The sequence below is a fragment of the Pseudonocardia parietis genome (assembly GCF_017876315.1).
Lineage (GTDB): Bacteria > Actinomycetota > Actinomycetes > Mycobacteriales > Pseudonocardiaceae > Pseudonocardia > Pseudonocardia parietis.
The window spans coordinates 6,017,372-6,040,016 of the sequence record NZ_JAGINU010000001.1; the positions used below are offsets into that span (position 1 = coordinate 6,017,372).

Genomic DNA, 22,645 nt, shown 5'->3' on the forward strand with positions numbered 1-22,645 from the left:
TGATCCGGCAACCGGAACTGCGCTTTCCGGGTTAATCCTGTAGATCAAACCCGACTTTCGTCCCGACTTTCAGGCGTGAATGGAGTAGCGCTTGCGCCCACCCGGCCTCATCGACTCGTGGTGCACGAGACGGCGTGCGCGATCCACGCCGTCCCGCGCGTCGCGGGCACGGTCGCCGAACGGCGTGTCGCGCAAGATGATGGGCAGTGGGGCGTCGGTCGGCGGCGCCGTCCCGGCCGCCGGAGGCCGACCACCATGCGGGTGGTATCCCCTGTAGGTGTTCCGCCTCGCTCTGCACACCCCGGAGATCCCGCCGAACACCGGCAACGTCATCCGCCTGGCCGCGAACACCGGCGCCGAGCTGCACCTGATCCGGCCGCTCGGCTTCTCGCTGGACGAGCGCGCCGTGCGCCGGGCCGGGCTGGACTACCGGGACCTCGCCGAGGTCGTCGTCCACGCCGACACCGGGGCGTTCGCGGACTGGGTCACGGAGCGGGGCGCGCGGGTGTACGCCTTCACCACGGGGGCGGCGACCCGCTACACCGACATCGCCTATGCGCCCGGTGACGTGCTGCTGTTCGGCCGCGAGTCGACCGGCCTACCGGCCGACGCCGCCCACGCGGACTGGGTGACCGACCGGGTCGCGCTGCCGATGCGGCCGTCGAACCGGTCGCTGAACCTCGCCAACGCCGCCGCGGTCGCCGTCTACGAGGCGTGGCGGCAGCGCGGCTTCGCCTGATCAGCCCTGCCGGGTCGCCTGCACGTCCAGCTCGATCTCGATCGTCGACCCGACGACGGGCAGGCCCTTCGCGATCGTCTGCTGCCAGTTCAGCGTGTAGTGCTCCCGGTGCAGCTCGGTGGTGGCGACCGCACCGACCCGGTCACCGTTCCACTCGGCCGCGCCGAGGAAGGTCGTGTCCAGGGAGACGTCGCTGGTCAGGCCGTGCAGCGTGAGGTCGCCGTCGACGGTCCACCGGTTCCCGCCGAGCGCGCTGAAGCGCACGCTGCTGAAGCGCAGCTCGGGGAACCGCTCGACGTCGAGGAAGTCGGGAGAGCGCAGATGGGTGTCGCGGGCCTCGACGTTCGTGTCGACGCTCGCGGCGTCGATGACGACGTCGACGGAGGAGTCCTCGAAGGGCTCCGCGATCCGGATCTGCCCCTGGAAACGGTTGAACCTGCCGTAGACCTTGGACAGTCCGATGTGCCGGGCGACGAACCGGACGGCGCTGTGGTCGGGGTCGATCACGAAGACGCCCGGACGCGGCGGGCGCAGCGCCGGATCCTCACCGAGCACCAGCATGCCCATGTCCGTGTGCTCGCCCCAGGCGACCTCGACGACGTCGGTGAGCTGCTGGTAGCCGCCTGCCTCCCCCCGGACCCGGTACCTGCCGGGCGTCAGGGAGGCCGCGAACCGGCCGAACGGGTCGGTGTCGAGGTGGGCGACCCGGCGGTCGGCCCCGTCGATCACCGAGATCTCGGTGCCGGGCAGCGCGCCGCCCCGGCCGTCGCGCACCTGACCGGACAGCACGCCCCCGGTCAGCGGAATCGGGACGAGTGCGTGCCGGTCGGTGGTCCCCCGCGCACGACGACGGTCCTTCTTCCTCCAGAACACCGGCCAGACCTCCTCAGCTCGGGGTGCGGGCAGGACGACGACGGTCACCGATCGGTGACCTCTGGCGTCCACTCTGGCACGTTCGTGACCCTGTCGTTAACCCGTGCAAGCCAAAGAGTGACCACGCTTGGGATTGATCACACCACCGGCGTCACCCGCGGTCGCCCATGGCGGCCGGCCGGTCACTCGTCGTCGTTCACCTCGCTGCCGTCGGCGGTGCCGCCGCCGCGGATCAGGTAGAGCGCGTTCTCCAGCTCGTCGGGCTTCACGAGCACGTCGCGGGCCTTCGAGCCCTCGGACGGCCCGACGATGTTGCGGGTCTCCAGCAGGTCCATCAGCCGCCCGGCCTTGGCGAAGCCGACACGCAGCTTGCGCTGCAGCATCGACGTCGACCCGAACTGCGAGGTGACGATCAGCTCGGTGGCCTGCAGCAGCACGTCGAGGTCGTCGCCGATGTCGGCGTCGATCTCCTTCTTCTCGCCCGCCTTGGCCGCGGTGACGCCCTCGGTGTAGCTGGGCTCGGCCTGGTCCTTGGTGAAGGACACGACCTTGGAGATCTCGTCGTCGTCGACGAAGGCGCCCTGCATACGGACCGGTTTTCCCGCCCCCATCGGCAGGTAGAGCGCGTCGCCCATGCCGATCAGCTTCTCGGCGCCCGGCTGGTCGAGGATGACGCGGCTGTCGGTGAGCGACGAGGTCGCGAACGCCAGCCGGGAGGGGACGTTCGTCTTGATCAGGCCGGTGACCACGTCCACCGACGGCCGCTGGGTCGCCAGGATCAGGTGGATGCCCGCCGCACGGGCCTTCTGCGTGATCCGGACGATCGCGTCCTCGACGTCGCGCGGCGCGGTCATCATGAGGTCGGCGAGCTCGTCGACGATGCACATGATGTACGGGTAGGGCCGGTACACCCGCTCCGAGCCGGGCGGTGTGGTGATCTCACCGGAGCGGACCTTGCGGTTGAAGTCGTCGATATGACGCACCCGGCTGGCCTGCATGTCCTGGTAGCGCTGCTCCATCTCCTCGACCAGCCAGGCCAGCGCGGCGGCCGCCTTCTTCGGCTGGGTGATGATGGGCGTGATCAGGTGCGGGATGCCCTCGTAGGGGGTCAGCTCGACCATCTTGGGGTCGATGAGGATCATCCGGACCTCGTCCGGGGTGGCCCGGGTCAGCAGCGACACCAGCATCGAGTTGACGAAGCTCGACTTACCGGAGCCGGTGGAGCCCGCCACCAGCAGGTGCGGCATCTTCGCCAGGTTCGCGACCAGGTAGTGGCCCTCGATGTCCTTGCCCAGCCCGATGCCCATCGGGTGCTGCTCGCCCCGCGCGCTGTTCGACCGCAGTACGTCGCCGAGCCGCACCATCTCGCGGTCGGTGTTCGGGACCTCGATGCCGACCGCGGACTTGCCGGGGATCGGCGCGAGCAGCCGGACGTTGTCGTTGGCCACCGCGTAGGCGAGGTTGCGCTGCAGCTGGGTGATCTTCTCGACCTTCACGCCGGCGCCGAGCTCGATCTCGTAGCGGGTGACCGTCGGGCCGCGGGTGAAGCCGGTGACCTGGGCGTCGATGTTGAACTGGTCCAGCACGCCGGTGATCGCCTCGATCATGGCGTCGTTGGCGGAGCTGCGCGACTTCGGCGGCGGGCCCGCCTCCAGGGTGTCGGCGGGCGGCAGCACGTACTCGGTCTCGCCGACCGGCTCGCGGATCGCCATCGAGAGCTGCTCGCCCTCGGTCGGCGGGGCCTCCGCCTGCGGCGTCTCGACCACCGGCTTGCGCGGTGCCTTCTTCGCAGCGGGCGCCGGCGGGACGTCCGACGGGGCGCCGGGCACCTCCGGGTCCACCGGGGCGGGCCCGTGCTCGCCCTCCTCGATGCGGAACGCGTCCGCCTCGCTGGCCTGCTGGCGGCGGCGGGACGAACGACGACGGGCGGGCTTCTCGCCGTCGGTGTCGCCCTGTTCGGACTCGGCGACCGCGTCGGCGACCGTGCGCGGCGTCGACTCGTCACCGTCCTCGTCCTCGGGCGGCAGCTGCCCGGTGAGCCGGCGGAACCGGTCCGGCAGCTCCCGCACCGGGATGCCGGTGACCAGCAGCACCGAGTACAGGGTCAGCAGCACGAGCACCGGGACGGCCGTCCACAGCGTCAGCCCGGCCTCGAGCGGGGTGCCCGCGACGTAGCCGACCGCCCCACCCGCACCGCGCCAGGCGTCCGGTTCCGACGGCGCGCCGCGGGCGAGGTGCACCAGCCCGAGCACGCCGAGCGCGAGCAGCAGCGACCCGGCGACGATCCGCGGCCGGGCCTCCGGATGCCCGGGCGTCGTCACCAGGACGACGCCGACGCCCAGCAGCAGGAGCGGCAGCAGGCCCCCGGTCACGCCCATGACGGCCTGGACGACGAAGGTGAACCAGTAGCCGACCGAGCCGCCGGCCCCCCACCACAGCCCGGCCGCGGCGATCACCGCCAGCACGAGCATCGTGAAGCCGACGCCGTCACGGCGGTGCGCGGGGTCGATGTCGCGGGTGCGCCCGACCGCGCGCCCGGACGCCCGGAACGTCTTCGCGACCCCACGGCCGACCGCGTCGATCCCGCGGTCGATCAGGTCGGGGCCCTGGCGCTTCGGCGGCGTCCGGCGGGCGGCCGGACGCTTGCGCCCCGCCGCCCCCCGCGACGACGACGCGCGCGAGCCGGACCGCCCCGAGCCGCGGCCCGCGGCCGCCCTCGTGCCGGCCCTTCCCGTACCCGTGCGTCCCGCCATGTCACCCACGGTAGCCCGGGGCGGTGATCGAGTCGTGGACCGACTCGGGCCCGGGCGGCGGAGCCTCCTACACGGCGATGACGGTGGGCACGATCATCGGCCGGCGCCGGTAGGTGTCCGAGACCCAGCGCCCGACCACGCGGCGCACACCCTGTGCGATCCGGTGCGGGTCGCCGACGCCCTCGTTCTCCAGCCGGGACAGCTCGTTCTCGACCAGGGGCTGGGCGGCGTCGAGCGCCTTGGGGTCGTCGGAGAACCCGCGGCCGGACAGCGTCGGACGGGACAGCGCGCGGCCCGTCTTGTGGTCGATCGCGACGGTGATCGAGATGAACCCGCCCTCGCCGAGCGCGATCCGGTCGCCGAGCGTCGTCTCGCCGACGTCGCCGACGGCGAGACCGTCGACGTACACCTGGCCGACCTCGACCCGCCCGTTGATCGCCGCCTTGCCGTCCACGAGATCGACGACCACGCCGTTCTCGGCGATGACCACCGACTCCTCCGGCACACCGGTCTTGACCGCCAGCGCGGCGTTGGCCCGCAGGTGGCGCCACTCGCCGTGCACCGGCATGACGTTCGACGGCCGCACGGCGTTGTAGAGGAACAGCAGCTCACCGGCCGGGGCGTGCCCGGAGACGTGCACCTTCGCGTTGCCCTGGTGCACGACGGTCGCGCCGAGCCGGGTCAGGCCGTTGATCACGCCGAAGACCGCGGTCTCGTTGCCCGGGATCAGCGAGCTGGCGAGGATGATCGTGTCGTCCGGGCGGATGGTGATGCTGCGGTGGTCGCCGCGGGCCATCCGGGACAGCGCCGCGAGCGGCTCGCCCTGCGACCCGGTGGAGACCAGCACGAGCTTCTCGTCGGGCAGCTTCATCGCCTCGTCGATCTCGACGAGCAGGCCCTCGGGGATGTTCAGCAGCGAGTGGTCGTCGGCCAGCCCCATGTTGCGCAGCATCGACCGGCCGGTCAGGCAGACCTTGCGGCCGTGCGCGTGGGCCGCGTCGAGCACCTGCTGGACGCGGTGCACGTGGCTGGCGAAGCAGGCCAGGATGATCCGCGACGGGGCGCGCCGCACCAGGTCCGCGATGACCGGACCGATCTCGGTCTCCGGGGTGACGAACCCGGGGACCTCGGCGTTGGTGGAGTCGACCAGGAACAGGTCGACACCCTCCTCCCCGAGGCGGGAGAACCCCGCCAGGTCGGTCAGCCGGCCGTCGAGCGGCAGCTGGTCGAGCTTGATGTCGCCGGTGTGCAGCAGCAGGCCGGCCGGGGTGCGGATCGCGACGGCGATCGCGTCCGGGATGGAGTGGTTGACCGCGAAGTACTCGCAGTCCCAGCCGCCGTGCCGGATCCGGTCGCCCTCCTTCACCTCCTGCAGGTGCGGGGTGAGGCGGTGCTCCTTGCACTTGGCCGCCACCAGGGCCAGCGTGAACCGCGACCCGACGACGGGGAGGTCCGGGCGCAGCCGCAGCAGCCACGGCACGGCACCGATGTGGTCCTCGTGGCCGTGGGTCAGGACGAGCGCGTCGATGTCGTCGAGCCGGTCCTCGATGGCCCGGAAGTCGGGCAGGATCAGGTCGACGCCGGGCGAGTCGTCGGACGGGAACAGCACCCCGCAGTCGACGATGAGCAGCCTGCCCTCGTACTCGAAGACGGTCATGTTCCGGCCGACCTCGCCGATGCCACCGAGCGCGAAGGTGCGCAGGCCCCCCGGGGCGAGCGCGGACGGCGACGCGTCCGGCAGCTCGGGGCGGTCGATCTTCTCCGGCGGGGCGCTCAGGGACCGTCCGGGTCGGTTCCGGCGGTCGTTGCGCTGGGGACTCACGGGTGTTCGCGCCTCACATTGGTTCGTGTTCGGAAGGACAAGTCGATGTCGATGACCGCCGGGCGGTGCCGCTCGATGCAGCCGCTCAGCGGTGGTAGGCCACCTCGGCGCCGATGTCGGTGGCGGTGCGGCCACCGAGGGCGCCGTGCCCGGCCTGCTGGGCGGTGGCGCCGGGGCGGGCCTGCGGGTCGAGTGCGACGCCGGCGACGGCCAGATCCCCGGCGATCGCCGCGATCTGCTCCTCGGTGGCGGGCGGCAGCGGCAGCCGGGTGTCGCCGACGTCGATGCCGCGCAGCCGCAGCGCCGTCTTCGCGAACACCGCGCCGCCGACCCGGCCCATCGCCCGGATCACCGGCAGCATCGCGTAGTGCAGCGCACGGGCGCGCTGGTGCTCGCCGGCGTGGTAGGCGTCGATCATGGCGCGCAGCCGGTCGGCGACGACGTGGCCGATCACCGACACGAAGCCGACGGCGCCGACCGAGAGCCACGGCAGGTTGACCGGGTCGTCGCCGGAGTAGTAGGCCAGCGTCGTCGTGGCGAGGACCTCGGTGCCGACGCGCAGGTCGTTGCGGGCGTCCTTGACGGCGACGATCCGCGGGTGCTGGGCGAGCCGCTGGAAGGTCTCGACGTCGATACCGATCACGCTGCGCGGCGGGATGTCGTAGAGCATCACCGGCAGCTCGGTGGCGTCCGCGACGGCGCCGAAGTGCGCGACCAGGCCCTCCTGCGGCGGGCGCGAGTAGTACGGCGTGACCACCAGCAGGCCGTGCGCGCCGGAGCGCTCGGCGTCGCGGGCGAGCTCGATCGAGTGCGCGGTGTCGTAGGTGCCCGCTCCGCTGACGATCGTCGCCCGGTCCCCCACCGCCGAGACGACGGCGCGGACCAGCTCCCGCTTCTCCCGGTCCGAGGTCGTCGGACCCTCACCGGTGGTGCCGTTGACGACGAGCCCGTCGTTGCCCAGGTCCACCAGGTGGGCGGCCAGCTCCTCGGCCTTCGCCAGGTCGAGCTCCCCGTCGGCGTCGAACGGGGTCACCATCGCGGTGAGGACCTCGCCGAACGGACGGCGGGGCGGGTGCTGCGCCGCCGGGATGGTCTGGGAGCCGGAGTCCATGGGTGTTGACGGTACCGCCCCGGGTGGGTGGGGCCGCGACTCGTGAGGGGTCACATCCCGGAGGGCGCTGCGCGGTAGGCCTCCACGTCGGCGGCCACACCCTGGATCTCGACCCGGGCGGCGTCCCTGCCGAACGCGTGCAGCACCAGCTCCGACGGCTCGCCGACCACGGTGACCACGCCGAACCCGGTGGCGACCACCTGCTGGGCGCCCTCGGGACGCGCCAGCACGATGCCGACCGGGCTGCGCCGGAACAGCATCTTGGACATCGACGACAGCAGCTGCCAGAGCTGCCCGTCGCGCCCCGGGTCCGACGGGCGCGGTTCCCAGCCCGGCTCACCGCGGCGCAGGTCCTCGTGGTGGACGAAGAACTCGCCGCCGTTCGCGATCTCGTCGACCTTGCCCAGCTTGAACGGCGACCACCCGGGCGGGCCCTTGCGGAGGTCGTCGATCATGTTCGGCCAGGCCTCGCCCGCGTAGGAGTCCATGGCCCGCTCGGTCACGCCGGACAGTGCGGGCACCAGGATCCCCGCCGCGTTCCACGGCTGCCGTTCCCGCACGAGCAGGTGGGTGAGCAGGTCCCGGGCGTTCCACCCCTCGCAGAGCGTCGGGCGGTCCGGCCCCGATCGCTCGAACTCGGCACAGATGGCGGCACGTTCGTCGGTCGCGAGGCTCACCGTCCCCAACGTAGTGCGCGAGCCCGCCCGGCGCCGCCCGACGCTCCGCCGGCGCGCTGCCCGACACCCCACCGGGCGCTGCCCGACATCTCGCCGAACAACGTTCGACAACGAATGAGTGTCCCGACAGCGTTTTGTAGCCAGTGATACAGATCGCATCCGGGCGTGCCCACATACTCCGTCGCGGCCGATCGGCACCGTCGCCCCCGCGGTCGGCCTACCACCCACCGTCCCGCTGCGGAGAGGACCCACCGTGACGCACGCCGCCACGCAGCCACCGAGGTCGATGCGCAGGATCGCGCTCGCGAGCATGACCGGCACGGTCATCGAGTTCTACGACTTCTTCATCTACGGCACCGCCGCGGCGCTGGTGTTCAACAAGGTCTTCTTCCCCCAGCTCGGGGCCGCGGCCGGCACCGCGCTCGCACTCGCCACGTTCGGCGTCGCGTTCGTCGCCCGGCCGTTCGGCTCGATCCTGTTCGGGCACTTCGGCGACCGGCTCGGCCGCAAGGGCACGCTCGTCACGACGCTGCTGATGATGGGCCTCTCCACGCTCGCCATCGGCCTGCTGCCGACCACCGGGACGATCGGCGTGCTCGCCCCGATCCTGCTGGTGGTGCTGCGCGTCCTGCAGGGGCTCGCGGTCGGCGGCGAGTGGGCGGGCGCGACTCTGCTCACCGCGGAGAACGCACCCACCAGGTCCCGCGGCAGGTACGCGCTCTACCCGCAGCTCGGCCCCTCGGTGGCGTTCGCGCTCGCGTCGGCCACCTTCCTGGTCACGGCGCTGACCATGAGCAACGAGGCCTTCGTCGCCTGGGGCTGGCGCGTCCCGTTCATCGCGTCGGTGCTGCTGGTCGGCGTCGGCCTCTACGTGCGGCTGGCGCTGGAGGAGACCGCCTCCTTCCAGCAGGCCGGGCGGACGACCGGCCCACGCAGGCTGCCGGTCGCCGAGGTCTTCACCACCCGTCCGGCCGCGGTGTTCCTGGGCGCCGGTTCGACGACGGCGGTGTTCGCGTTCTTCTACGTCGGGGTCACCTACCTGACCAGCTACGGGACCCAGCAGCTCGGCCTGCCCCGGCCGACCGTGCTGGCGATGGGCATCGTCGGCGGCCTCGTGTTCGCGCTGACGACGATCGGTTCGGCGATCCTGTCCGACCGGGTCGGGCGACGGCGGATGGTGGTGATCGGCAACGTCGCCTCGGTCGTCGCCGGCGTGATCGTCTTCCCGATCATCGACATCGGCACCGCCTGGTCGTTCGGCCTCGGCCTGTCGGTCGTACTCGGTGTCGTCGGGATCGCCTACGGCCCGATCGGTGCCCAGCTCCCCGAGCTGTTCCCGACCCGGTTCCGCTACACCGGCGCCGGGATCGCCTACAACCTCGCCGGGGTGCTCGGGGGTGGTGTCGTGCCGCTGATCTCGGCCGCGCTGGTACCGCTCTACGGCAGCCTCGCGATCGGGCTGCTGCTCGCCGGGGTCTCGCTGCTGAGCCTGGGCTGCACGCTCGCGCTGCCGCAGACGCACGCCGACTCGCTGGCCGAGCAGGACGCGCAGCCGGCACCGGCCTGAACTCGCACCCCGCCCACCTGTCCCGCTACCGTCGTCGGACCGGGCGTCGCACGGGGCGCCGGCGACGGAACGGGGCCTCACGTGACGGCGGGTGCGGCGGAACCGGGTGGCGTGCACCCGGCCGCCGGCGCGGGCGACCCACCGGTCTCCCCGTTCCTGCAGGAACCGCCGAGCGCGGTCACCACCCGGATCGGTGAGCTCGGGGTCGCGCGCCACTACGCCGGCCGGGAGTACGTCTACCGCCAGGGCGAGCTGTCGTCCCGTTTCCACCTCGTCGTCACCGGCCGGGTGCGGATCTACCTGCACCGGCCGGACGGCACCGAGCGCACGCTGGCCTACGCCGAACCCGGCGCCACCCTCGGTGAGGCCGCCTGCGTCGACGGGCGCCCGCGCCACCTCGCCTCGGTCTGCACCCAGCCCTCGGAGATCGTCTCGGTGACCCGCGACGCCCTGCTCGACGCCGCCCGCACCGAGCCCGAGCTGCTGCTCGAGATCGCCCGGCGGATCGCCTACAAACAACGCGTCATGCAGCTGCACGTGCTGATAGAGGGTCTACCGGCCCGGGAGCGGGTGATCCTGCTCCTCGGGCACCTCGTCGAGGCCTACGGCGAGGTCGCGCTCGACACCGTGACCCGGCTGTCGATCCGGCCGGCCGTCGACGAGCTGGCCCTGCTGGTCGGACTGACCAGGGTCACCATGAGCCGTGAGCTGTCGCGGCTGGTCGCCGAGGGCCTCGTACAGAAGGAAGGACGCGGCATCGTCGTCCGCGACCTGCCGGACCTGCGCCGCCGGGTGCACGCCGTCCTCGCCTGACCGGCCCGGCCCGTTCGCCTGCATCCGCCCGCGGTCGGCGGCGGGCGGCCCGCCCGCTCAGCCCGCCGAGACCGTGACGTCGCCGAGCTGACGCAGCAGGCCGAGGGTGTCCCAGTGCACCCACTCCTCGACGAACCTGCCGTCGACGATGCGGCTCAGCAGCTGCCCGTCCACGTACACCTTCTTCCCGGTGGGCTCCACCCCCTCCAGCGGGCCCCGGTGCACCCCGCGCAGCGACCAGTGCGTCGCCACCATGTCGCCGTCGGCGAGCTGGCGCTCCACCCGCAGGTCGAACTCGTCGAGCGCGCCACGGTAGCCCTCGACCCGCGCGCGGAACCCCGCCGGTCCGGTCGGCTGGTCGGGGTTGTACGGGTCGTGGTTGACGTAGTCCGCGGCGAACAGCTCCTGGACCACGTCCCAGCTCGCCCCGTTCCAGATCTCGTCGAACTGGCGCCGCACGAGCTCCTTGTTGTCCTCCGGGCTCATGTCCGGTCCTCCTTCGGTGTGGTGCGATCCGAAGGCGACCGCACCCACCGGCCGTCGCCGGCCGTGCGCCGACCTGCGCCGCAGCGACAGGACGGCCCACCAGAGTAGTGGCGAGCCGATCGGGCCGGAAAGCGCCGGACGGCCGATCGACCCCGCCGACCGGAGCACGGGCGGCCTGGTTCGCGCCGGAACTCGTCGACGGTCTCGTCGCGTTCCTCGTCGGTCATCGAGACGAACTTGTGCATCAGGCCGGCCCGAGCGGTGGTGCCCCGCTGCCTGATCAGGGTCCTGAGAACCGCCCGCCTGGCCCGCAGGGTGCGTTCCTGACGCTCGACGAGCTCCAGGTGCGTGGCGAGCAGGTCGTGCAGGGTGTGGTGCCCCCGTCGAGCAGGCGCCGGATCTCCTCGAGATCCGCGCCCAGTTCACGCAACGTGCGCACGAGTTACAGCCGGGCGATCGCGTCGATGTCGTACAACCGGTGGGCCGCCCGGTTCAGCCCCGTGGGCGCGATGAGCCCGCTGTCGCCGTAGAACCGCACAGCGCTGACACTCAGTCCGCTCCGGCGCGCGGCGTCCCCGATGGGGTACAGGTCGTCGTTCATGCCGCCGTGCTGCCTCGAGCCTCTCGAGCCGCAAGTCCTTTCGCGACGACGGCCGCGCCGGCCAGGCGGGCGCGGGGTTCAGCCCTCGCTGACCAGCGGGCTGGAGGCGATCTCGGTGCCGTCGTCGAGCTTCTGGATCTCGAAGTCGGCGAAGATGTTGGGCACCTCGTGCTGGAGCCGGCGCAGGCACTCGACGGCGAGGTCGCGGATCTCGACGTCGGCGTGCTCGGACCCGCGCATCGCGATGAAGTGCCGCCAGGCGCGGTAGTTCCCGGTGACGACGATCTTCGTCTCGGTCGCGTTCGGCAGCAACGAGCGCGCGGCCTGACGGGCCTGCTTGCGGCGCAGCGTGGCGCTGCCACCGGCCCGCCCGTCCCCGTCGGCGAACCGCTTCTCCAGCCCGTCGAGGAGCTTCTCGTAGGAGGCGAGGGCGTCCGCGGACGCCTGCTGGAACAGCTCGTGCAGCTCCGGGTCGTCGGCGATGACGTCGGGTTCGACCATCGCCGCATCCCGTTCCGGGACGTAGCGCTGAGACAGCTGCGAGTAGGAGAAGTGCCGGTGCCGGATCAGCTCGTGGGTCAGCGAGCGGGAGATCCCTGTCAGGTAGAAGCTGACGCTCCCGTGCTCCAGCACCGACAGGTGCCCGACCTCGAGGATGTGCCGGATGTAGCCGGCGTTGGTCGCCGTCCTCGGGTTCGGCTTGCTCCACGACTGGTAGCAGGCCCGCCCGGCGAACTCGGCGAGCGCCTGACCACCGTCGGCGTCGGTCGACCACGGGACGTCCGCCGGCGGCGTGAACTCGGTCTTCGCCACCAGCTGCACGGTCAGCGGGACGGTCTGCGGCGCGGTCTCCGGCATGGCGACGAGGGTAGCCACCACCGGAACCCGCCCGGCCGTCCGCATCTGACAGCAACCAGTGACGTCATCTCCTTGAATTGATGTCGTCAGTGACGCCATAGTGGTGTCATGGACCTCACGCCGTACGTCGCGCAGCTGCGCGACGACCTCGCCGCCGCCGCGGCCGCGGGAGACGAGCAGACCCGCCGCACAGCGGCGCTGCTCGGCTCCGCGATCGAGCCCGCGGCCCGCCTCGCGATCATGAACGCCCTGTCCGACCTGGCCTCGGAGGCGACCGCCGCACTCGGCGACCGGTCGGTCGAGGTGCGGCTGCACGGGCGGGAGGTGCGCGTGTCGGTCTCCGGCACCACCCCGGCCGACGGACCGGTCGCCGATGCGGGGCCCGCTCCGTCCGGCACCGCGGGCGGGCACCACGGCCCCACGGACGGCCTCGGCGGACCGGCGGGCTCGATGTTCGGCGGTGATGCCGGCGACATCAGCCGGGTCACCCTGCGGATCGTCGAGCAGATCAAAGCGCAGGCCGAGAAGGCCGCGCAGTCACAGGGCGTCTCTCTCAACACCTGGGTCTCCCAGGCGGTGCAGGGAGCGTTGACCGGTGCCGAGGGGCGGGCCCGCGGTGGGCGGGACCCGCAGGACGGCCGCCACCTCCGGGGATGGGTGCAGGGATGAACGACGAGCGCGACGACACGACCGGCCCGATCGATGGCGGCCCGTCCGGGGCCGGGGACTCCGCGAGTGCGGGCGGCGGGACCGGCACCGGCGGCGGGGCCGACACCGGCGGCAGCACCGACACCGGCGGCAGCACCGGCACGGGCCACGGCTCCGGCGGATCGGGCACGTCCGACGACGCCCCCGCCCGCCACGAGCAGTGGCCCTGCACCGGGCCGGCCGAGCTGGAGGTCACCACCGGTGCCGGCCGCGTCCGCATCGACCTGGTCGAGGACGCCACCGAGGTCCGGGTCGAGGTGACCGCCGACCGCGGCGGCGCCCCGTGGTCCGGCGGCCTGGGCGGGCTCCTGGACTGGATCGGCACGTCGATGAGCGGCGGATCGGGCGGTGCGGGCTGGTCCGGGCGCGGGTTCGACCCGATCGTCGGCGCCCCGTGGGAGCGCTCCGGCGACCCCTCCGCCGACGCCGTCGAGGCCGTGACGATCGAGTGGTCCACGGCGGACCGGCGGCTGGTGGTCCGCGGACCGGACGAGCCGGCGCTGAGCGCGGTCCCGCTGATCGTGACGGTGTCCGCACCGGCCGGGTCGCGCACCGCGGTGCGCACCGGGGCGGCCACCGTCGAGCTGACCGGGCGGGCCTCCTGGGCCGCGGTGCGGACCGGCTCGGGGACCGCGCGGGTGGCCGAGGTGAGCGGCGACGCCGAGATCACGACCGGCTCCGGCGGCATCGACCTGGGTTCGTGCGGGGGGCGGGCCCAGCTGCGCACCGGCAGCGGCGAGATCGAGGTCGGATCCCTCGGCGGGGCCTCGCGGGTCCGGACCGGCAGCGGCGACGTCCGGCTGGGCGAGCTGGCCGGGGACCTCGAGGTGCGCAGCGGTTCCGGCGACGTCGTGCTGGCCGACGCGGTCAGCGGCGAGGTCCGGTTGAACACCGGGTCGGGCAACGTCCGGGTCGGCGTGCACTCCGGCGTCGCGGCCGACCTGGACCTCACCACCGGCTCGGGACGGGCACGCAGCGAGCTGGACGTGCGGCGCGACCCGCCCGCCACGAGCCCGGGCCTGCGGTTGGCCGGACGCACCGGCAGCGGCGACGTCCTCGTCACCCGGGCGGCGGCCGGCGCCCGCTGATCCCGGGCGCGGCCCCTCAGTTGGCTCCACGGTCGAGATGTTCGCCGGCCGAACGACGTGCGTACCCTGCCGGGCATGGATCGCACCGAGATCGCCGCGATGAACGCCTCCATGACCGAGCGCGTGCTCGGGATGCCCGCCACCCCGGTCCCGGACAAGGGCTACGCGCTGCGGGTCCTGCGCACCCGCGGCCGGCGCAGCGGCGAGCCCCGCAGCACCCCGCTGGGCGTGATCGGCCACGAGGGCGGCGAGTACCTCGTCTCCCCGACCGGTGCCCGGGACTGGGTACGCAACCTGCGCGCCACCGCCGGGTGCGCCCTCCTCGCGAGCGACCGGACCGACGAACGCCGCGCCGTCACGCCGGATCCCGCCGAGGCCGCCGGCGTCGTGCTGGCCTACCTGCAGGCGCTCGACCAGCCGTGGGCACGGCAGGGTTTCCCGGTGTCGGCCGACTCCTCCGTCGAGGACGTGACCGCGCACCTGGACACGATCGCCGTCTTCCGCCTGGATCCCGCCTGACAGGGACGACGGCCGCGTTCCGGATCGGCGGCTCGGCGGCGAGCTCGATGACCCCGATCACCCCGCCCGCACGGCCGCCGCGAGCGCGGCGGCCAGGTCCCCCCGCTCCCCCACCGCGACGCCGGCGAGCCCGAGCCAGCCGGCCATCGTGGACAGCTCCGCGGCCAGCTCGGCCACGATCCGGTGCGCCGGGAACGGCGCCCCGGGCTCGGCGAACGCGCCCGGCACCCGCAGCAGCCCGGCGGCCCGGTCGGCCTTGAGGTCGACCCGCCCGACGAGCGACCCGTCGAGCAGGAACGGGAAGACGTAGTACCCGTACTCGCGCTTCGGCTCGGGCACGTAGATCTCGATGCGGTACCGGAACCCGAAGATCCGCTCGGTGCGTTCCCGCTCCCAGACCAGCGGGTCGAACGGGCAGAGCAGGGCGCGCCCGGTCACCGTGCGCGGAGCCGAGGCGGCGGGGTCGCGGTAGGCGGGTCGCGCCCAGCCGCGCACCTCCACCGGTTCCAGATCGCCGACGTCGACGAGCTCGGCGATCGCGGCGCGGGTGCGTTCGGGCCCGAGCCGGTAGTAGTCGCGCAGGTCGGTCTCGGTGCCGACGCCCAGCGCGGAGGCCGCCGTCGCCACCAGGGACCGGGCCGCGTCGGCCGGGTCGGGCTCCGGCGCACCGAGGATCTCCGGCGGGATCACCCGTTCCGGCAGGTCGTAGCGGCGTTCGAAGTGCTTCCGGGTGCCGACGGCCAGCTCCCCCACCGCGAACATGTACTCGCAGACCCGCTTCACCTCGGAGCGTTCCCACCAGGTCGCGCCCGGCGGCCGCGGGCGGACGTCACCGGCCCGGCCCTGCGGTGCGAGTGCCTTCTCGATCGCACCGGCACCGATCGGTCCGTGCTCGGCGACGACGTCGCGGATGTCACCCGCCAGCGACGGGTGCTTCTCCAGCAGCGGCCCGTAGTGCCGCCACCAGCGTTGCGGCAGGGTCCGGTGCGACAGCAGCGGCCAGTCCTGCACCGGGACCAGGCTGGCCTCGTGCGCCCAGGTCTCGGCGAGCAACCGGGGCTTGCGGGCGCTCGGCGACCAGGCGGCGTCGTCGAGCAACTCGGTCGGGTAGGGGCCGAGCCGGCTGAACAGCGGCATGTAGTGGGCGCGCACCGCGATGTTCACCGAGTCCAGCTGCAGCAGCTTGACCCGGTCGAGCACACGCCCGAGGTGCCGCCGGGTGACCGCGCCCGACGGCCGGGGGTCGGTGAAGCCCTGGGCCGCGAGGAAGGTCCGCCGGGCCACGTCCGCGCTGATCGTCCGCACGGCCCGGATGCTGCCACGCACCCCCGACAGGAACCGGCCGGGCACCGGCGACGACCACGGGCCCCGCGTCCGGTCTCAGTTCCCGGGCTAGGTCGTCGTGTCCACGGCCACGGCGAGCGCGGCGGTGTAGCCGGAGCGGACATCACCGGTGACGGTCGCGACCTGCAGCGCGCCCCCGTCGTCGCCGAAGACGTTGTCGGAGTCCAGCGTGATCCCGGACAGGTGGTGCACCGACTCCTCGTACCCGGTGGTCGCGTACACGGCGTGGCAGAGGTCCTCCGGCAACGCGACCTGTGAGGTCGCGATCGCGTTCCCGGCGTCGGTGATGCCGGCCTCGTCCGGATACACCTCGACATGGACGTGCGGCCAACGTCCCGGGTAGCAGGCCGGGACGATGCTGGTGAAGCGGACCGTCCCGGTGCCGTCGGCGACCTGGACACCGCGCAGGTAGTTCTCGTCCTCCACACCCTCGGAGTACATCGAGTACCGGCCCTCGCGGTCGCAGTGCCACACGTAGACCGCAGCACCGGCCATCGGTGCCCGCGCCATGTCGGTGATCCTCAGCTCGAGGGTCATCGGCACGCCCTGCGCCGTGGCGTGGCCGGTGCCGGTACTGGAGCGGATGTCGCTGCGGACCACCCCGGACTGCTCGAGCACGTGCGGGCCGTTGGACCCGTCGCCCGGGTAGGGCCCCGCGGTCTCGTCCGGGATCTCGCCGGGGCTGGTCGTGCTCGTCGCACCCGACGGTCCCCCGCACGCGACGAGCACCGCGCCGAGCGTGCCGGCGCCGAGGACCGACAGCATCCGGCGCCGGTTCAGCAGGGTGCCGACGTCGAAGCCGAGGCCCTGGTCGACGACGTCCTCGTCGGGACGCGGCAGCGCACGCCCCTCGTACCGCGGTTCCTTCATCGAACCTCCTGGGTCGTCCGCCCGCCTGCAGCCGACACTAGGAGCGTTTCGTGGGAAAACGTTCGGCGCGGGCTGTGCACAGGCTGTGAACCGGCGCACCGGGGGGTGATCGTGCGCACCTGCGGCCCGGCACGGTAGGTATGGCGCATGGCCACCGCGACCGTCCGCCCCGCCACCGACGACGACGTCGTCGCGATCATGGAGATCCAGGACCGCACCTGGCGCACCGCCTACGCGGGACTGCTCCCCGAGGAGGCGTTCGCGACCCTGACCTCGGACACCGCCCGCGCCCACTGGAGCGACGCCGTGCACGCCGGCGACGACTTCCACCTGCTCGTCGCCGTCGAGGGCACCGAGATCGTCGGGTTCTGTGCCGCCGCCCGGTACGCCGGCGCGGACGAGCTGTCCATCGCCGAGGTGAGCGCGTTGCTGGTGGAGCCGCGCTGGGGGCGGCGCGGGCACGGCGGACGGCTGCTCGCCACCGCCGCGGCCGCGCTGCGGGCCGCCGGCTCGGACTCCGGACGGGCCTGGGTGCCCGAGACCGACGCCGCGTCGCGCGGGTTCTACGCCCGCGCCGGCTGGGAGCCCGACGGCGCCGTCCGGACCCTGGACACCGGCACCGGCACCGTCCGCGAGGTCCGCGTCACCGGGACGCTGGACCTGCGGCTCGTGGAGTAGACCTCAGACGAGCCCCAGCAGCGGCTCGAGGCCGATCGTCAGGCCCGGACGCCCGCGCACCGCGCGCACCGCCATCAGCACGCCGGGCATGAACGACGCCCGGTTCATCGAGTCGTGCCGCATGGTGAAGACCTCGCCGTCGGTACCCAGGATGACCTCCTGGTGCGCGATCAGGCCGGGCATGCGGACCGCGTGCACGTGGACGCCGTCGACGACGGCACCGCGTGCGCCGTCCGGGTCGGTGGTGGTCGCATCGGGGACGGCTCCCAGGCCGGCTTCGGCGCGGGCGGCCGCGACCACCGACGCGGTGCGTGCCGCCGTGCCGGACGGGGCGTCGACCTTGCCGGCGTGGTGCAGCTCGACGATCTCCACGGAGTCGAAGAACTTCGCGGCCTGCCCGGCGAAGTGCATCATCAGCACCGCGCCGACGCCGAAGTTCGGGGCGACCAGCACGCTGCCCGACCCGTGCGCGTCGAGGACCGCGCGGACCTCGTCGAACTTCGCGGCGTCGAACCCACTGGTCCCGACCACCGGTGCGACCCCACGCGAGACGCAGGCCGCCACGTTGTCCAGCGCTGCGCCGGGGTGGGTGAAGTCGACGGCGACGTCGGCGCCGTCCAGCACCGACAGGTCGTCGCCCGCGTCGAGGGCCGCCACCAGCTCGGTGTCCGGGGCCTCCTCGACGGCCTTGCAGACCTCGCTGCCCATCCGGCCCTTCGCGCCGAGCACCGCCACCCGGATCGTCCCGCTCACCAGCACACCCACTTCTTCTCCGACGTCGTGGGTGGCGAGTCTAGGCGGGCCCCGGTCAGGCGAGCACCAGGCCACCGATCCACACGGCGGTCGCGACCATCCCGGCCGCGAGCTCGATCAGGATGCTCCACCCGACGGCGGTGAGTGCCTCCCGGGCCGAGCGCCAGGCCGTCGCGGCATCGGGGAGCCGGAGGAGCTCGGCCAGCCACACCCCCAGCACGAAGCCGAGGAACAGGCCCACCACGGGGACGACGAAGAACCCGACCACACCGAGCACCAGCCCGGCCAGCAGGGTCCGGCTCGGCACCCCGGACGCCTTGAGCCGCTTGCCGGGGAGCAGGTACTTCGCGACCTGGCCGGCGACCGTCACCAGGACCGCGATGCCGAGCACCCACCAGCCGACCGAGTCACCGCGCGGGACGGCCCAGACCGCCACCCCGCCGACGATCAGCAGCGGTCCGGGCAGCACCGGGAGCACGATCCCGGCCAGCCCGACGGCGATCATCAACCCGGCGAGCACCGCGAGCCACGTCATGGACACAGCCTGCCAGCGGAGGGCGCCGCCCTTGCGACCCGGGCAGCCGGGGCGGCCGCTACGCCAGCTCGCGCAGCGACTCCGGCAGGTCGTCGACGTCGTCGTAGGGACCGACGACGGCCGCGGTCAGCGGCTGGTCGAGCAGCTCGGCGGCCAGCGCAGCCACCTCGTCGGGTGTGACGGCGTCGATCCGGGTCAGGCTCTCGGCCAGCGAACGCTGACGGCCGTGGTCCAGCTCGGCGCGGCCGAGCCGGTTCATCCGGGACGCGGTGTCCTCGCAGCCCAACACCAGGCCACCGCGCAGCGAGCCCTTCGCCCGGGCCACCTCGGCCTCGGTGAGCCCCTCGGAGGTGACGCCGGCCAGCACGTCCCGCACGACGGCGACGACCTCGCCGAGCCGCTCCGGCGCGCACCCGGCGTAGACCGACAGGGCGCCGGAATCGGCGTAGCGGACGGTGGACGAGTACACCTGGTAGGCCAGTCCGCGCTGCTCACGTACCTGCTGGAACAGCCGCGATGACAGGCCGCCGCCGAGAGCTGCGTTCAGCACGGCGAGCGCCGGGCGCCCGGGGCCGTGCCGCCCGGCGCCCGGGACGCCCAGCATCACGTGCGCCTGCTCGGACTCGTCGGACTGCAGGGCGAGCGCCCCGGAGCGGGCGGGCCGGACACCGGTCGCGGTGCGCGGCGGGACCGCCCGGGCACCGAAGTGCTCACCGGCGGCCGGCCCGAGCGCGGCCGCGACCAGGTCGGCGATGCGGTCGTGGTCGAGGTTCCCGGCGGCGGCGACGACCATCCGCGGCGTCGTGTACTCACCCCGCCAGAACGAGTGCAGCGTGTCCCGGCTCATCGCCCGGATCGAGTCCTCGGACCCGATCACCGGGCGGCCCAGCGGGTGGGCGCCGAACAGGGTCTCGTCGAACAGGTCGCCGAGCAGGTCCTCCGGGTCGTCGTCGCGCATCGAGATCTCCTCGAGCACCACGCCGCGCTCCACCTCGACGTCGGCGTGCGCGAACTCGGCGTCGGTCACGACGTCGGCGAGCAGGTCCACCGCGAGCGCGACGTCGGTGTCGAGGACGTGCGCGTAGTAGCAGGTGTGCTCCTTGGCGGTGAACGCGTTCAGCTCGCCGCCGACCGCGTCCATCTCCTCGGCGATCCCGGCCGCGGTGCGCCGCCGGGTGCCCTTGAAGAGCAGGTGTTCCAGGAAGTGCGCCGCACCGGCCTGCTCGGTGGTCTCGTCGACCGAGCCGATGCCGATCCAGATACCGAGCGCCACCGAGCGGACGCCGGGCACCGCCTCGGTGACCAGCCGGACGCCGCCGGGCAGCTCGCTGCGGCGGACCGTGTCGGGTGTCCGGTCCGGGGAGGCGGGCACGCGGGCGACGGCCCGGGAACCGTGAGGTCCCCGGGCCGTCGCCGCGTGGTCGTGCCGTTCGGGCAAACCGATCAGCTCGGGCTCGTGGCCTCGGCGGAAGCGTCCTCGGTGGCGTCGCCCTCGGCGGGCGCCTCCTCGGAACCCTCCTGGACCGGGACCAGGCTGATCTTGCCGCGGTTGTCGATGTCGGTGACCTCGACGCGCAGCTTGTCGCCGACCTTGCAGACGTCCTCGACCTTGCTGATCCGCTTGCCGCTGCCGAGCTTCGAGATGTGGACCAGGCCGTCCTTGCCCGGGACCAGCGAGACGAAGGCACCGAACGCGGCGGCCTTGACCACCGTGCCCAGGAACCGCTCACCGACCTTCGGCAGCTGCGGGTTGGCGATCGCGTTGATCATGCCGATCGCCTCCTCCGCGGAGGGGCCGTCGTTCGCGCCGACGTAGATCGTGCCGTCGTCCTCGATCGAGATGTCGGCGCCGGTCTTCTCGGTGATCGAGTTGATCATCTTGCCCTTCGGGCCGATGACCTCGCCGATCTTGTCGACCGGGACCTTCACCGCGGTGACCCGCGGCGCGTACTTGCTCATCTCGTCCGGGCCGTCGATGGCCTCGCCGATCACCTCGAGGATGGTCAGACGGGCGTCACGGGCCTGGTTCAGCGCGGCGGCCAGCACCTCGGACGGGATGCCGTCCAGCTTGGTGTCGAGCTGCAGCGCGGTCACGAAGTTCTTGGTGCCGGCGACCTTGAAGTCCATGTCGCCGAACGCGTCCTCCGCGCCCAGGATGTCGGTCAGCGCGACGTACCGCGTCTGCCCGTCGACCTCGTCGGACACCAGGCCCATCGCGATGCCCGCGACCGGCGCCTTCAGCGGCACGCCGGCGTTGAGCAGCGACATCGTGGAGGCGCAGACCGAGCCCATCGAGGTGGAGCCGTTGGAGCTCAGCGCCTCGGAGACCTGCCGGATCGCGTAGGGGAACTCCTCGCGGTTCGGCAGGACCGGCAGCAGCGCCCGCTCGGCCAGCGCGCCGTGGCCGATCTCGCGGCGCTTCGGCGAACCGACCCGGCCGGTCTCACCGGTGGAGAACGGCGGGAAGTTGTAGTGGTGCAGGTAGCGCTTGGAGGTCTCCGGACCGAGCGAGTCGATCGTCTGCTCCATGCGCAGCATGTTCAGCGTGGTGACACCCAGGATCTGGGTCTCGCCGCGCTCGAACAGCCCCGAGCCGTGCGCCCGCGGGATGACCTCGACCTCGGCCGAGAGCGGCCGGATGTCGGTCAGGCCGCGGCCGTCGATCCGGACGTTGTCGGTCAGGATGCGGCGGCGGATCAGCTTCTTGTTCAGCGCGCGGAACGCGTTGCCGAGCTCCGACTCGCGGCCCACGAAGCGCTCGCCCAGCTTCTCGACGACCGACGCCTTGATCTCGTCGGTGCGGGTCTCCCGCTCCTGTTTGCCGGCGATGGTCAGCGCCTGCGCCAGCTCCTGCTCGACGGCCTCGGAGACGGCCTCGAACGCGTCCGGCTGGTAGGCCGGGAACACCGGGTAGTCGGCGGTCGGCTTGGCCGCGACCTCGGCGAGCTGCTGCTGCGCGACGCAGAGGCTGCGGATGAACGGCTTGGCCGCCTCCAGGCCGTCGGACACGACGCCCTCGGTCGGGGCGGTGGCGCCGCCGTCGACGAGGTCGATCGTCTTCTCGGTGGCCTCGGCCTCGACCATCATGATCGCGACGTCGTCACCGACGATCCGGCCCGCGACGACCATGTCGAACGCGGCGCGCTCGAGCTGGTCGTGGGTCGGGAAGGCCACCCACTGGGTGTCGGTTCCCGCCTCGTTCGCGATGAGCGCGACCCGCACAGCGCCGACCGGGCCGGAGAACGGCAGGCCGGAGAGCTGGGTGGACGCCGACGCCGCGTTGATCGCGACGACGTCGTAGGGGTCCTGCGGGTCCAGCGACATGATGGTCACGACGACCTGGACCTCGTTACGCAGACCGTCCACGAAGGACGGGCGCAGCGGGCGGTCGATGAGCCGGCAGGTCAGGATCGCGTCGGTGCCCGGGCGACCCTCGCGGCGGAAGAACGAGCCGGGAATCCGGCCCGCTGCGTACATCCGCTCCTCGACGTCCACCGTGAGCGGGAAGAAGTCGAACTGGTCCTTCGGCCGCTTCGAGGCGGTCGTGGCGGACAGCAGCATGGTCTCGTCGTCCAGGTAGGCGACGACGGATCCGGCGGCCTGGCGGGCGAGCCGGCCGGTCTCGAACCGGACGGTGCGGGTGCCATAGGTGCCGTTGTCGATGACGGCGGCGCTCTCGTGCACGCCGTCCTCGCTGATGACGTCAGTCATACGGGGAAATCTCTCCTCGTCGTTGGGAGTGGTGTCTCGTCTGCCCCACCACCGACGACGTCCGGGTCGATCCCCTGCTGGGCCGGTCTTCGATCGAAGCTTCCGGGAGCTCGCGCTCCCGGGAGCCACTACCGAGGAC

At 72.9% G+C, this 22,645-nt stretch carries 21 protein-coding genes; 7 read left to right on the forward strand and 14 right to left on the reverse strand.

Translation table 11 applies throughout. The annotated features are described in order from the left end of the window. The first annotated feature begins 277 nt into the window (after nt 1-277). Nucleotides 278-739 (forward strand): tRNA (cytidine(34)-2'-O)-methyltransferase, encoded by a 462-nt coding sequence (locus JOF36_RS28195; protein ID WP_210032843.1) that lies wholly within the window; start codon nt 278-280, stop codon nt 737-739. On the opposite strand, the gene JOF36_RS28200 is transcribed toward JOF36_RS28195, so the two are convergent. From JOF36_RS28200 to JOF36_RS28220, 5 genes are all read right to left on the reverse strand, one after another. Continuing rightward, nucleotides 740-1,660, reverse strand: a complete 921-nt coding sequence (locus tag JOF36_RS28200) for a YceI family protein (RefSeq protein ID WP_307862631.1) — start codon at nt 1,658-1,660, stop codon at nt 740-742. A 134-nt stretch (nt 1,661-1,794) separates the two neighbouring features. After that, nucleotides 1,795-4,365 (reverse strand): DNA translocase FtsK, encoded by a 2,571-nt coding sequence (locus JOF36_RS28205; protein WP_210032847.1) that lies wholly within the window; start codon nt 4,363-4,365, stop codon nt 1,795-1,797. Between the two features lie 67 nt (nt 4,366-4,432). Beyond that, complete coding sequence (locus JOF36_RS28210; RefSeq protein ID WP_372447466.1) at nt 4,433-6,142, reverse strand: ribonuclease J; 1,710 nt, start codon at nt 6,140-6,142, stop codon at nt 4,433-4,435. A gap of 130 nt (nt 6,143-6,272) precedes the next feature. Further along, nucleotides 6,273-7,298, reverse strand: coding sequence for a 4-hydroxy-tetrahydrodipicolinate synthase (gene dapA / locus JOF36_RS28215; RefSeq protein ID WP_210032849.1), 1,026 nt, complete (start codon nt 7,296-7,298; stop codon nt 6,273-6,275). Nucleotides 7,299-7,348: 50 nt separating this feature from the next. Beyond that, nucleotides 7,349-7,975 carry a TIGR03085 family metal-binding protein gene (locus JOF36_RS28220; protein ID WP_210032852.1) on the reverse strand — a complete coding sequence of 209 codons (627 nt, stop codon included), beginning with the start codon at nt 7,973-7,975 and terminating at the stop codon, nt 7,349-7,351. 253 nt (nt 7,976-8,228) lie between these two features. Here JOF36_RS28220 and JOF36_RS28225 point away from each other — a divergent pair, with 253 nt between their 5' ends. Next, a complete protein-coding gene (locus tag JOF36_RS28225) occupies nt 8,229-9,542 on the forward strand; it encodes an MFS transporter (protein WP_210032854.1) in 1,314 nt (437 codons plus the stop codon). A gap of 81 nt (nt 9,543-9,623) precedes the next feature. After that, nucleotides 9,624-10,355: a Crp/Fnr family transcriptional regulator gene (locus tag JOF36_RS28230; RefSeq protein WP_210032856.1), complete on the forward strand. Its 732-nt coding sequence runs from the start codon at nt 9,624-9,626 to the stop codon at nt 10,353-10,355. 57 nt (nt 10,356-10,412) lie between these two features. Here the strand turns inward: JOF36_RS28230 and JOF36_RS28235 are convergent, their stop codons facing one another. The 3 genes from JOF36_RS28235 to thyX all read right to left on the reverse strand — a co-directional run bounded on the left by JOF36_RS28235 (nt 10,413) and on the right by thyX (nt 12,300). Continuing rightward, nucleotides 10,413-10,841, reverse strand: coding sequence for an ester cyclase (locus JOF36_RS28235; protein WP_210032858.1), 429 nt, complete (start codon nt 10,839-10,841; stop codon nt 10,413-10,415). A 442-nt stretch (nt 10,842-11,283) separates the two neighbouring features. Further along, nucleotides 11,284-11,442: a helix-turn-helix domain-containing protein gene (locus JOF36_RS39500; protein ID WP_245351011.1), complete on the reverse strand. Its 159-nt coding sequence runs from the start codon at nt 11,440-11,442 to the stop codon at nt 11,284-11,286. Nucleotides 11,443-11,520: 78 nt separating this feature from the next. Continuing rightward, on the reverse strand, nt 11,521-12,300 hold the full coding sequence (thyX, locus tag JOF36_RS28245) for an FAD-dependent thymidylate synthase (protein WP_210032864.1): 780 nt from the start codon (nt 12,298-12,300) through the stop codon (nt 11,521-11,523). Nucleotides 12,301-12,408: 108 nt separating this feature from the next. On the opposite strand from thyX, the gene JOF36_RS28250 reads away from it, so the two are divergent. From JOF36_RS28250 to JOF36_RS28260, 3 genes are all read left to right on the forward strand, one after another. After that, a complete protein-coding gene (locus JOF36_RS28250; RefSeq protein WP_210032865.1) occupies nt 12,409-12,969 on the forward strand; it encodes a toxin-antitoxin system HicB family antitoxin in 561 nt (186 codons plus the stop codon). Continuing rightward, nucleotides 12,966-14,096, forward strand: a complete 1,131-nt coding sequence (locus JOF36_RS28255) for a DUF4097 family beta strand repeat-containing protein (RefSeq protein ID WP_210032866.1) — start codon at nt 12,966-12,968, stop codon at nt 14,094-14,096. Before JOF36_RS28250 ends, JOF36_RS28255 begins: the two co-directional genes overlap by 4 nt. A 75-nt stretch (nt 14,097-14,171) precedes the next feature. Then, a complete protein-coding gene (locus JOF36_RS28260) occupies nt 14,172-14,615 on the forward strand; it encodes a nitroreductase/quinone reductase family protein (protein ID WP_210032867.1) in 444 nt (147 codons plus the stop codon). 57 nt (nt 14,616-14,672) lie between these two features. Here the strand turns inward: JOF36_RS28260 and JOF36_RS28265 are convergent, their stop codons facing one another. Both JOF36_RS28265 and JOF36_RS28270 read right to left on the reverse strand, forming a co-directional pair. Beyond that, entirely contained in the window at nt 14,673-15,920 is a 1,248-nt protein-coding gene (locus JOF36_RS28265) for a winged helix-turn-helix domain-containing protein (protein ID WP_210032871.1), read from the reverse strand. 87 nt (nt 15,921-16,007) lie between these two features. Continuing rightward, nucleotides 16,008-16,829, reverse strand: coding sequence for an intradiol ring-cleavage dioxygenase (locus tag JOF36_RS28270; RefSeq protein WP_210032880.1), 822 nt, complete (start codon nt 16,827-16,829; stop codon nt 16,008-16,010). Between the two features lie 147 nt (nt 16,830-16,976). Between JOF36_RS28270 and JOF36_RS28275 the strand changes: the two genes are divergently transcribed. Then, nucleotides 16,977-17,507, forward strand: coding sequence for a GNAT family N-acetyltransferase (locus JOF36_RS28275; RefSeq protein WP_210032882.1), 531 nt, complete (start codon nt 16,977-16,979; stop codon nt 17,505-17,507). Nucleotides 17,508-17,510: 3 nt separating this feature from the next. Here JOF36_RS28275 and dapB read toward each other — a convergent pair whose 3' ends face one another. The 4 genes from dapB to JOF36_RS28295 form a co-directional block, all read right to left on the reverse strand. Then, the gene (gene dapB / locus JOF36_RS28280; RefSeq protein ID WP_210032891.1) at nt 17,511-18,260 is read right to left on the reverse strand and encodes a 4-hydroxy-tetrahydrodipicolinate reductase; all 750 of its coding nucleotides are present in this window, start codon (nt 18,258-18,260) and stop codon (nt 17,511-17,513) included. Nucleotides 18,261-18,315: 55 nt separating this feature from the next. Then, on the reverse strand, nt 18,316-18,795 hold the full coding sequence (locus JOF36_RS28285) for a DUF456 domain-containing protein (RefSeq protein ID WP_210032893.1): 480 nt from the start codon (nt 18,793-18,795) through the stop codon (nt 18,316-18,318). Between the two features lie 58 nt (nt 18,796-18,853). Continuing rightward, nucleotides 18,854-20,167, reverse strand: a complete 1,314-nt coding sequence (locus JOF36_RS28290) for a M16 family metallopeptidase (RefSeq protein WP_210032895.1) — start codon at nt 20,165-20,167, stop codon at nt 18,854-18,856. Nucleotides 20,168-20,238: 71 nt separating this feature from the next. Beyond that, on the reverse strand, nt 20,239-22,506 hold the full coding sequence (locus JOF36_RS28295; RefSeq protein WP_210032904.1) for a polyribonucleotide nucleotidyltransferase: 2,268 nt from the start codon (nt 22,504-22,506) through the stop codon (nt 20,239-20,241). Nucleotides 22,507-22,645: the final 139 nt, after the last annotated feature.

Coding starts and splice junctions, on each gene's coding strand:
- JOF36_RS28295 (WP_210032904.1), bottom strand. CDS start 22,506: ATGACTGACGTCATCAGCGAGGACGGCGTGCACGAGAGCGCCGCCGTC.
- thyX (WP_210032864.1), bottom strand. CDS start 12,300: ATGCCGGAGACCGCGCCGCAGACCGTCCCGCTGACCGTGCAGCTGGTG.
- JOF36_RS28255 (WP_210032866.1), top strand. CDS start 12,966: ATGAACGACGAGCGCGACGACACGACCGGCCCGATCGATGGCGGCCCG.
- JOF36_RS28235 (WP_210032858.1), bottom strand. CDS start 10,841: ATGAGCCCGGAGGACAACAAGGAGCTCGTGCGGCGCCAGTTCGACGAG.
- JOF36_RS39500 (WP_245351011.1), bottom strand. CDS start 11,442: ATGAACGACGACCTGTACCCCATCGGGGACGCCGCGCGCCGGAGCGGA.
- JOF36_RS28270 (WP_210032880.1), bottom strand. CDS start 16,829: ATGAAGGAACCGCGGTACGAGGGGCGTGCGCTGCCGCGTCCCGACGAG.
- JOF36_RS28250 (WP_210032865.1), top strand. CDS start 12,409: ATGGACCTCACGCCGTACGTCGCGCAGCTGCGCGACGACCTCGCCGCC.
- JOF36_RS28205 (WP_210032847.1), bottom strand. CDS start 4,365: ATGGCGGGACGCACGGGTACGGGAAGGGCCGGCACGAGGGCGGCCGCG.
- JOF36_RS28285 (WP_210032893.1), bottom strand. CDS start 18,795: ATGACGTGGCTCGCGGTGCTCGCCGGGTTGATGATCGCCGTCGGGCTG.
- dapA (WP_210032849.1), bottom strand. CDS start 7,298: ATGGACTCCGGCTCCCAGACCATCCCGGCGGCGCAGCACCCGCCCCGC.
- JOF36_RS28275 (WP_210032882.1), top strand. CDS start 16,977: ATGGCCACCGCGACCGTCCGCCCCGCCACCGACGACGACGTCGTCGCG.
- JOF36_RS28260 (WP_210032867.1), top strand. CDS start 14,172: ATGGATCGCACCGAGATCGCCGCGATGAACGCCTCCATGACCGAGCGC.